Source organism: Hydrogenimonas sp., from assembly GCF_029933015.1.
GTDB lineage: Bacteria > Campylobacterota > Campylobacteria > Campylobacterales > Hydrogenimonadaceae > Hydrogenimonas.
This window is the reverse complement of record NZ_JAOZOZ010000052.1, coordinates 1-11,012: the sequence shown is the minus strand read 5'-3', so window position 1 is coordinate 11,012 and position 11,012 is coordinate 1. Positions and strand designations below refer to the sequence as shown.

Here is an 11,012-nt window from a genome sequence, read left to right as displayed (position 1 = left end):
ATGTCGGGCTTTTTCGGTATCGGCGGGGGGACCATGCTGGTTCCCGCGCTCATGATGCTGGGATTCGACATCAAGAGCGCCATCGGGATATCGGTCATGCAGATGGTATTCAGCTCCCTCTACGGATCGTGGCTCAACCACAAAAAAGGGCATCTCAACCTCAAGGAGGGGGCCGTCATCGGTCTGGGCGGTTTCGTCGGGGCGCTCGGCAGCGGCTGGCTCGTCAAAGCGGTCCCGGAGATCGTGCTGGAGACCGCATTCGTGGCGGTCATCGGTTTCGCCCTCTACCGTTTTTTCAGGGCCCCGGCCCATGTGGACGTCGATGCGGGACACGATCTTTCGCCGGCGGTTCTCGCGGCGACGGGTGCGACGATCGGCCTTTTCGCCATCTCGATGGGTATCGGCGGATCGGTGCTCCTGACGCCGATTCTGGTGGGGCTGCTGCACTATCCGCTGAAAAAGGCGGTATCCGCGGGCCTCTTTTTCGTCGTCTTCTCTTCGATTTCGGGCTTCATCAGCCTCTCCATGGCCGGACAGATCGACTACCATCACGGTCTGCTGGTGGGTATCGCTTCGCTTTTCGGTGTGCAGACCGGCATCTGGCTGGCCGGAAAGACGGGCCACAAAAAGCACAAAAACGCCCTGATCGTCCTCTATGTGGTCATTCTGGCACTTATGCTGAAGAAAATCCTCGTCGGCTGACTTGACCTTAAACGAAACTTATGGTATATAGAGCCCAAACCAGAGCAGGAGTGGAATTCATTGGATAAAATCAAAATTTTCGGAGCCCGGGAAAACAACCTCAAATCGATCGATCTGGAGATTCCGAAAAACAGACTCGTCGTCTTTACGGGACTTTCGGGCAGCGGCAAGAGCACCCTGGCCTTCGATACCCTCTACGCGGAGGGGCAGCGCCGCTATATCGAGTCGCTCTCATCCTACGCCCGCCAGTTTCTCGACAGGGTCGGCAAGCCCGACGTGGACAAGATCGAGGGGCTGACGCCGGCCATCGCCATCGACCAGAAGACGACTTCGAAAAACCCCCGCTCGACGGTGGGCACCATCACCGAAATCTACGACTATCTGCGCCTTCTCTTCGCCCGGGTGGGAAAACAGTACTGCCATCTGTGCGGCCGCCCGGTATCGCAGATGAGCGCCGCCGACATCATCGAACAGGTGCTGGGGCTCCCCGAGGGGGCCAAACTGGTCATCATGGCACCGCTGGTACGGGAGAAGAAGGGTACCTTCGCCGACATGATCGAATCGCTTCGCCACAAAGGGTATGTCCGCGCCCACATCGACGGGGTCATGGTCCGTCTGGACGAGGATGTGGAGCTCTCCAAAACCAAGAAACACACGATCAAGGCGGTGATCGATAGGGTCGTCGTGAAAGAGGGCTCCAAAGAGCGGATCGCCCAGGATATCGAGAAGGCGCTGAACGAGAGCTACGGCGAGGTGGAGATCGAAGTGCTCAACCACGAGGAGATGAACACGCCGCCGCTGATCCACTACAGCGAGCATCTGGCCTGTTTCCACTGCAAGGTGAGCTTCGATCCGCTGGAGCCGCTGAGCTTTTCGTTCAACTCTCCCAAAGGGGCGTGTCCGACCTGTGACGGTCTGGGAATGCGCTACACCCTCGATCTGGGACGTGTCATCGACCCGCATCTGAGCATTTCGGAGGGGGCGATCAAGACCCTCTACGGCTTCAACCGAAGCTACTATTTCAAGTTTCTGACGGCTTTTTGCGAAACGGCGGGGATCCCGACGAAGATCCCCTACGAGGAGCTCGAAGAGCACCAGAAGAAGCAGATTCTCTACGGGACGCCGGATCTGGTGAAATTCACCTGGAAACGCCACCATATGGAACGCGTATGGCCCGGTGCCGTCCGTATCTCCTACGATATGCTCAAGGACGACAAAGAGTTCGGCGAATATATGACCGAAAAGGTGTGCGACAGCTGCGGCGGCCACCGTCTCAAACCCGAGTCGCTGGCCGTGAAGGCGGGCGGTAAGACGATCGCGGAGATCATCGACATGCCGATCGAGGAGTGCTACGCCTTCTTCCAAGACGAAAAGAGTTTCGCCGACCTGAGCGAGCAGCAGAAGATGATCGCGGCACCCATTCTCAAGGAGATCCGGGAGCGGCTCTTTTTCCTCTACGACGTGGGGCTCGGATATCTGACGCTCGGGCGCGACGCCCGTACGATCAGCGGCGGGGAGGCGCAGCGTATCCGCATCGCCAGCCAGATCGGCAGCGGTCTGACCGGAGTCATGTACGTCCTGGACGAACCCAGCATCGGCCTGCACGAGCGGGATACCCAGAAGCTGATCCGCACCCTCAAATCTCTTCGTCAGAAAGGCAACAGCGTCATCGTCGTCGAGCACGACAAGGAGACGATCGAGGCGGCGGACTTCATCGTCGATATCGGTCCGGGGGCCGGAAAGTTCGGCGGCGAGATCGTCTTCGCCGGGACGCTAGAGGAACTCAAAAAGGCCGATACGCTGACGGCCGACTATCTGACGGGAAGAAAAAAGATCGAGTATTTCCACCGCCGTCCCCAGAAGGAGTGGCTGGAGATCCGAAACGTCACGATCAACAACATCGAAAACCTCTCGGCGAAGATCCCGCTGCGGAATTTCGTCTGCATCACGGGTGTCAGCGGAAGCGGCAAGAGTTCCCTGATTTTGCAGACGCTTCTTCCCACGGCCAAGGAGATCCTCAACCGCGCCCGGAAGGTGCACAAGGTCGACGGTGTGGAAATCAGCGGTCTGGAGCATCTGGACAAGGTGATCTATCTCGACCAGAGCCCCATCGGCCGCACGCCCCGTTCCAACCCGGCCACCTACACCGGTGTCATGGACGAGATCCGAAATCTCTTCGCCAAGACGAAAGAGGCGCAGATCAGAGGATACAAGCCGGGCCGTTTCAGCTTCAACGTCAAGGGCGGACGCTGCGAGAAGTGTCAGGGCGAGGGTGAAATCAAGATCGAGATGCACTTCCTGCCCGACATCATGGTCAAGTGCGACGCCTGTAAAGGGAAACGTTACAACCCCCAGACACTCGAGATCCATTACAAAGGTAAGAATATTGCCGATATATTAGCAATGAGTGTGGACGAGGCACTCCGGTTTTTCGAGCATATTCCGAAGATCTTCGCCAAACTGAAGACGCTGCAGGATGTGGGACTGGGGTATATCACCCTGGGACAGAACGCCGTCACTCTTTCGGGCGGCGAGGCGCAGCGGATCAAGCTGGCCAAGGAGTTGAGCCGTCGGGATACGGGCAATACGCTCTATATACTCGACGAACCGACGACGGGTCTGCATTTCGCCGATGTCGACCGTCTGACGAAGGTGCTGCACCATCTGACCGATCTGGGGAATACGGTGCTTGTCATCGAGCATAACCTCGACATGGTCAAAAACGCCGACTATATCATCGATATGGGCCCTGAAGGGGGCAGCAAAGGCGGCAGGATCATCGCGACGGGAACACCCGAAGCGTTGGCCAAAAACCATGAGAAGACCGGCAGTTACACCGGCGCGTTTCTCAGCAAGGAGCTGGGAACCGTTTTGGAGAACGAAAAAGAATAATAATCAGTATAAATAGCGTAGATATCCGTCAGGAAACGTGTATCTCTTTATGATACAATATTGACCAAAATTAACACGTTTATTCGGAAAGTGGGAAGATATGGCTGCCAAACGTACGAAATTTTACAAATCGATGCCCAAATATCAGGAGTTGATGTACGAAAATCATGGCGATTTTCTCCATCAACAGCTCACCGTCGCGGATCTGGTGGGCGGCGACCCGAAATACGCCTACATCAAAGCGGCACTCTACTTCATCTTCGGACCCTATATCACCGGGACGCTGGCGATGCTGGCCTTTTCGGCCAAGGGTAGCATCAGCGATCTTTTCACCGTCATCACGAAAGGCGATTTCATCGGGTTTTTCATGATGTGGGCGATCGGCTACGAGATTCTGGCGTCGATGTTCCTGATCTGGGCCATCTACTCCATCTTCTCCTTCAACCGGGAGGTCGCCAAGAAGAAAGCGCGGCGCCGTGCACGCTCCGACAGTGTCAAGTTCGGCTCGTGATCTTTCAATGGATTCCATAAAAGAAAAGACTATTTTTGAAGGCATGAAAAGATGATAAACTCCCAATTGGTTCAGCGAATCAGTTCACTTCCTCCGCTTCCCAAGACCGTGACGGAGATCGAAAAAGCGTACGAAAACCCCAATGTGACGGTCAAGACCGTCGCCGCGATCGTCGAGCAGGACCCGATGGTCGTCGCCGATCTGCTGAAGCTGCTCAATTCTGCTTTCTACGGTCTTCGCAAGGAGATCACGAGCGTGGAGCAGGCGGTTTCGCTTCTGGGTATGAAGAGCGTCAAGGATCTGGTCATAAACCTCTCCGTGCGGAACATGCTTCGGACCAATCTGACACCCTACGGTATCACCAGCGAGGAGTTCGCCAAAATCTCGCAGTTTCAGAGCATGCTGGCGGAGCGCTGGATGAGGGCGGTCAATCCGGCCAAGGTCGAGCGGATCCGTCTACTGGCGCTGCTGCAGGAGATCGGAAAGATCGTCATCTCCGACGAGCTTCTGCGGGAGGGTGAAGACGCCACCTTCAAGGCGGAGCTCGATGCGGGATGGGATATCCGGGAGACCGAACGCAACTACATCGACGCCACGACGGCCGAGGTGAGCGCGGCGATGCTGCGCCACTGGGAGTTCGACGACTACGTCGCCGATCTGATCCAGTGGGCCGACATGCCCAACCAGGCCGACGGCGACTCCAAAGAGGAGGCGTGGGTGCTGCGCATCGCTTCCGAAGCGGTCAGCGTACGCGCACCTCTGAGCGAGAAAAACCAAAAACGCGCCGTCAATTTCGCCCTCAAGGCCGGCCTGCCGGAAGAGCCCCTGCAGGAGGCGCTGACGGAACTGACCGAGCGCTGGAACGCATAAACTCCCCATCCGCAAAGAAGAGGGCGGTCGCCTTCTCTTTGCGTTAAGCCTCTTTTGGTATCATTCCGGTTATGAAAACACTGACCGTTATCGATACCTTCGGTTTCTTTTTCCGAAGTTTCTACGCCCTTCCGCCTCTGAAAAACTCCGAAGGTTTTCCGACCGGCCTGCTGACCGGATTCGCGAATCTGATCCTCAATCTCGAAAAAGAGTACCCGACCGACTATCTGCTCTTCGCCCTCGACGCCCCCGGACCCAGCTTCAGACAGAAGATCGATCCCAACTACAAGGCGCAGCGTCCCGAAGCGCCGCCGGAACTCAAACAGCAGCTCCCCGTGGCGATAAAGTGGATCGAGAAGATGGGACTTTCGAAATTGAGTCTCGACAACTACGAAGCGGACGACGTGATCGCCTCGATGGTCAAATGTGCCAGGGAACAGGGGATCAGAGTCCGTATCGTCAGCCACGACAAGGATCTCTACCAGCTCATCGACGACAGGCATGTCGTGCTCTTCGATCCGATCAGGAAGGTGGAGATCGACGAAGAGGCGTGTCTGCAGAAGTACGGCATCCATCCGAAGCAGTTCACCGACTATCAGGCATTGATCGGCGACAGCTCCGACAACGTCCCGGGCGTTCCGGGCATCGGGCCGAAAACCGCCGTGAAACTGCTGACGCAGTTTCATTCCCTCGACGGCATCTACGAACATATCGACGAAGTGAAACCCGAAAGAATCAGAAATCTGCTGATTAAACACAAAGAGGACGCCTACCGAAGCAGGGAGCTGGTGACGCTCAGAGACGACATCTTCGACAACTGCGATCTGACCGCCTTTCGCATGCCCCCCACCGATCCGCTGGTGAAAATCCGCGACGAGCTGGAGCGCTACGAGATGCGCAACATCCTGCGGCGTCTGAAGCGGGAGGAGGGGAGTAAGCAGCCGTCCCCGAAAACACCCCGGCGCGACACGTTCGAAGCGGTGCTGATCGACGACGCCGAAAAACTTTTCGAAATACTGGAAAAGATCGATGAGAAAACCCCCGTGGCGATCGATACCGAGACCGACGACCTCGATATCCGCCGCGCCGCACTGGTCGGTTTCAGTTTCTGTTTCGAAGAGGGGCGCGCCTACTACGTGCCGGTGGGCCACAACTATCTGGGGGTCGGGAGACAGCTTTCGATGGAGGATGCGAAAAAGGCTTTCGAAATCCTGTTGAAAAAACGCTTTTTCGGCCACAACCTCAAGTTCGACCTGGGACTGCTCTACCGGCTTTTTAGCTTCGACGAGGTCGAACCCTTCGCCGACACGATGCTGCTGGCGTGGCTCGTGGACCCGGAGGGGGCCGTGGGTCTGGACCGACTGGCGCTTCGCTATTTCGGCCACGAGATGGTCGCTTTCAAGGATACGGTCAAAAAGGGGGAGAATTTCAGCGGCGTGCCGATCGAGGAGGCGACGAAATACGCCGCCGAAGACGCCTGGATGAGTTACCGCCTCTACTTCAAACTCACCGAGATGCTCAGACTTCAGGGAGCCGAACGCCTGATCGACGAAGCCAAAGAGGTCGAATACCCTTTCATCAACGTGCTGATCGCCATGGAGAGACACGGCATCGCCGTCGACATCGGGCGGTTCGAGTCGCTCAAAAGCGAGATCGGAGGGCGTCTCGTGGCTTTGACGCGGGAGATCTACGAGCTGGCCGGGCGGGAGTTCAACATCAACTCCCCCAAACAGCTGGGTGAGATCCTCTTCGGCGTCCTGGGGCTTCCCGGCGGGAAAAAGACGAAATCGGGCGGCTACAGCACCAACGAGAAGGTTCTCGACGGTCTGAGGGGAAGCCACCCCATCGTCGAAAAACTGCTGGCCTACCGGGAGCTTCACAAACTGATGAGCACCTATATCGAGCCGCTGCTGAAACTGGCCAAAGAGGATCCCGGGCATCGTGTCCACACCTCTTTCATCCAGACGGGGACGGCCACGGGACGTCTGAGCAGCAAAAACCCGAATCTGCAGAACATTCCCGTCAAGACCGAAGAGGGGCGGCGAATCCGGGAAGGGTTCGTCGCCGGCGAAGGGTATCTGCTGGTCGGGATCGACTACTCCCAGATCGAGCTGCGGTTTCTGGCCCACTTTTCGGAGGATCCCGTCCTGACCGAAGCGTTCCGGCAGAACAAGGATATCCATATGGAGACGGCGATAAGGCTCTTCGGTCCCGAGGAGGCCGCCAAAAAGCGCAACATCGCCAAAACGGTCAACTTCGGGCTGCTCTACGGCATGGGAAGCCGAAAGCTGGCCCAGACGCTGGGCATCTCCACCAAAGAGGCGAAAGCGATCATCGAAAACTATTTCGCCTCCTTTCCCACGGTAAAATCCTTTCTGGAGTCGATCGAGAAGAAAGCCAAGGAGCAGGGGTTCGTCGAAACGCTCCTGGGGCGCCGCCGCTATTTCGACTTCGAACACGCCAACGCGATGCAGCTGGCCGCCTATCTTCGCGAAGCGGGCAACACCGTCTTTCAGGGAAGTACCGCCGATCTGATCAAACTGGCGATGCTGGAGATCCACCGGATCATCAGGGAGGAGTCCCTCGATGCGGCTATTTTGCTGCAGATTCACGACGAACTGATATTCGAGATCGCGCAAAAGGATGCAGAACCCCTTTCGAAGCGTTTTTCGGAGGTAATGGAGAATATCGTTTCACTGAAAATTCCGCTGAAGACCAGTATCAATATCGGTCATCGTTGGAGTGAGCTGAAATGAGTCTTATGTCTATGAATTAGCTCTTCTCTTTACCTGCCAAACGCCTTTCTTTCGGTATGATAATCAACTTGTAAACCGACGAAGCAGAGGCTTTTTGGCCCTTTTCGTCACCATTCTGACACGCCGGAGTTCCGCCTATGAAAAAAGTGACCGAGTATATTCTTTCGATGCACAGCGCCATCGTTTTGATGCTGATCTTCGCATTCGCCATCGGTGCCGCGACATTCATAGAGAACGACTACGGAACCCAGACGGCCAAAGCCCTCGTCTACAACGCCCGATGGTTCGAATTTCTTCTGTTCATACTGGCCGTCAATCTTATCGCCAATATCGTACGATACCGTATGTGGCGGCCCGGCAAATTCCTCGTTTTCACCTTCCATGTGGCCTTCGTCATCATTCTGATCGGCGCGGCGATCACCCGATACATCGGTTACGAAGGCATCATGCATATCCGCGAGGGGCAGGCGAGTAACGAACTGATCACCGACCGCACCTTCATCCAGGTCAACGCCTCCAGAGCCGGAAAACACCTCACCTACGCCAAGCCCGTGCTTTTCTCCAAACTGGGAAGCAACCATACGGTCCAGAAGATCCGCCTCGACGGCGAAACGCTGAAACTCGAAGTGCTCCGCTACATTCCCGATGCCGCCGAAAAGATCGTCGTGGACAGCGAAGGCGGTCCTCTCATCTCCCTGATGGTCGCTTCGGGAGACAGCCCACAGCAGATGACGCTGAAAGCGGGTGAGAGTTTCGAGACCCCCGCCTTCGTCATCGCTTTCGAAACCGATGTTCAGAGTGCCAAACCGGTGATCCGCATCGACCTGGTTGATGGGAAGATCGTCGCCAAACTCCCCTTCGCTCTCCAGTATCTCAAAATGGAGGACCAGAGTTCGGGTATCGTCGAGCAGGGTGAAAAGAGGGAGCTTCAGGCTCGCCACCTCTACAGTGGCTCAGGCATCAATTTCGTCATCAAGGAGGCGTACCCCCACGCGAAAGTGGTCATCGAGAGCGCAGACGGAAAAAGCGGGCCCGCGATGCGCGCCTCCCTCGACGCCGTCGAACTGAAACTTTCGATGGATGGCGAGTCGAAAACGGTCACGGTGTTCGGCAGGAAGGGACAGCCTGGCGAGGAGCAGCGCGTCTCTTTGAAGGGATGGGATATCGCCGTCAGCTACGGATCGCGGATCATCAAGCTTCCCTTCTCGATCAAGCTGGTCGATTTCCAGCTGGAGCGCTATCCGGGTTCCATGAGTCCCTCCTCCTACGCCAGCGAAGTGGTGGTGATCGATCCGGAAAAAGGGGTGGAGATGCCTTTTAGAATCTATATGAACCATGTGCTGGATTATCGGGGATACCGCTTCTTCCAGTCCTCCTACGACATGGACGAGAAGGGGACGATCCTCTCGGTCAACCACGATCCGGGGACACTGCCCACCTATATCGGCTATTTCCTGCTGGCGCTGGGGATGTTCGGATCGATGCTGACCTATTCGAGCCGTTTCCAGACCCTGATGAGAAGAGCGCGCGATCTTCAGAAGATGGCGGAGAAATGCGCCCCCGCTTTCGCTGTCTTTCTGATGCTCGGTGCGGCATCTTTGCCGATGCATGCAGGCGAACCCGAGGCGAAGAAGCTGGGGCTGCCGATCATTCAGAAAGCCCACGCCGGCGAGTTCGGCAGGCTGCTGGTGCAGGACAATGGCGGGCGGATCGAGCCGATCGACACGCTGGCGCGGGAGGTGCTTCGCAAAGTATCCCGCAAAGAGGAGCGTTTCGGTCTCAATGCAGACCAGATCTTTCTGGGCATGATCATCCGGCCCCAGGCGTGGCAGAAAGTCCCGATGATCAAAGTCTCCCATCCCGGTATCAACGATATTCTGGGAATCGATCCGAAAGCGAAATACGCGAAATTCGACGACTTTTTCGACTTCAAGCAGAAAGAGAGCTACAAGCTGGGAGCCCGCGTCGAGGAGATCACCCGGAAACGTCCCGCAGAGCGCACCACCCTCGACAAAGAGATCCTGAAAGTCGACGAACGGGTCAACGTGATGTACATGACCTTTACCGGCTCGCTGCTGCGGATATTCCCAAATCCCCAGGACAAGACGGGGCGTTGGTACGCGCCGATCGACGCCATCAAACATTTCGACGAAAAGAGCGGAAAGTTCGTCCAGGCGATTCTGGCCAGCTACTTCAGCAACATCGACGGAGCCCTCAAGAGCGGCGACTGGTCCAAAGCGGACAAGGCCCTCGAAGTGATCAAGCAGTACCAGAATTTCTACGGCGCCGCCATCATTCCCGAGAAGGGCCGCATCGAAGCGGAGCTTCTGATGAACGAGACCAAACCGTTCCAGAAACTGGTGCCCCTCTATCTGCTGGTGGGTCTCGTGCTCCTGATACTGGCGATCTGGCACATCATCAAGCCGAAATTCAATCTCAAATGGCCGGTACGCATCGGGATGGCGATTCTGATCGCCGGCTTCTTCGTCCAGACGGTGGCGCTGGGACTGCGCTGGTACATCGCCGGCCACGCCCCCTGGAGCAACGGTTACGAATCGATGCTCTACATCGGATGGGCGACGCTGCTGGCGGGCTTCATCTTTTCGAGACGCTCCCCGATCACGCTGGCGGCCACGTCGATCCTGGCTGGGCTGATCCTCTTCGTCGCCCATCTCAACTGGCTCGACCCGGAGATCACGAACCTGGTGCCGGTCCTCAAATCCTACTGGCTCATGATCCACGTCGCCGTCATCACGGCCAGCTACGGATTTTTGGGACTGGGCGCGCTGCTGGGATTCATCACTCTCTGGCTCTACATCATCAAGCACGGTGAAAACCGCGCCGATATCGAATATTCGATCCGGGAACTGACCCACATCAACGAAATGACGCTGATCGCCGGCCTGGCGCTGCTGACGGTCGGAAACTTCCTGGGCGGCGTCTGGGCCAACGAGAGCTGGGGACGCTACTGGGGATGGGACCCCAAGGAGACCTGGGCATTGGTAACGATTCTGGTCTACGCCGTCGTCGTCCATATCCGCTTCGTCAAGTCGATGCGGGGCGTCTTCGCCTTCAATGTCGCCTCGCTGTTGGCGTTCAGCTCGGTCATCATGACCTATTTCGGCGTCAACTACTACCTGAGCGGCATGCACTCCTACGCCAAAGGCGATCCTGTACCGATCCCGACATTCGTCTACTACGTCATCGCCGTCGTCGCCGTGACGATCCTGCTCGCCTACCGCAAGCGGGAACTGCTTCCTCTGAGCAAAGCGAACAAATAG

6 protein-coding genes are annotated in these 11,012 nt (G+C 56.8%); all 6 read left to right on the top strand.

What is annotated here, in order from left to right; genetic code table 11:
- A partial coding sequence (locus Q1K23_RS05110) for a sulfite exporter TauE/SafE family protein (RefSeq protein ID WP_300362988.1) occupies positions 1 to 702 on the top strand: 702 nt, incomplete at its 5' end.
- 60 nt (positions 703 to 762) lie between these two features.
- Positions 763 to 3,594 (top strand): excinuclease ABC subunit UvrA, encoded by a 2,832-nt coding sequence (gene uvrA / locus Q1K23_RS05105; RefSeq protein WP_300362986.1) that lies wholly within the window; start codon positions 763 to 765, stop codon positions 3,592 to 3,594.
- 100 nt (positions 3,595 to 3,694) lie between these two features.
- Complete coding sequence (locus Q1K23_RS05100) at positions 3,695 to 4,105, top strand: hypothetical protein (RefSeq protein ID WP_300362984.1); 411 nt, start codon at positions 3,695 to 3,697, stop codon at positions 4,103 to 4,105.
- 51 nt (positions 4,106 to 4,156) lie between these two features.
- A complete protein-coding gene (locus tag Q1K23_RS05095) occupies positions 4,157 to 4,975 on the top strand; it encodes an HDOD domain-containing protein (protein ID WP_300362983.1) in 819 nt (272 codons plus the stop codon).
- Positions 4,976 to 5,046: 71 nt separating this feature from the next.
- Positions 5,047 to 7,731 carry a DNA polymerase I gene (gene polA, locus Q1K23_RS05090; RefSeq protein WP_300362982.1) on the top strand — a complete coding sequence of 895 codons (2,685 nt, stop codon included), beginning with the start codon at positions 5,047 to 5,049 and terminating at the stop codon, positions 7,729 to 7,731.
- Positions 7,732 to 7,868: 137 nt separating this feature from the next.
- Complete coding sequence (gene ccsA / locus Q1K23_RS05085) at positions 7,869 to 11,012, top strand: cytochrome c biogenesis protein CcsA (RefSeq protein WP_300362980.1); 3,144 nt, start codon at positions 7,869 to 7,871, stop codon at positions 11,010 to 11,012.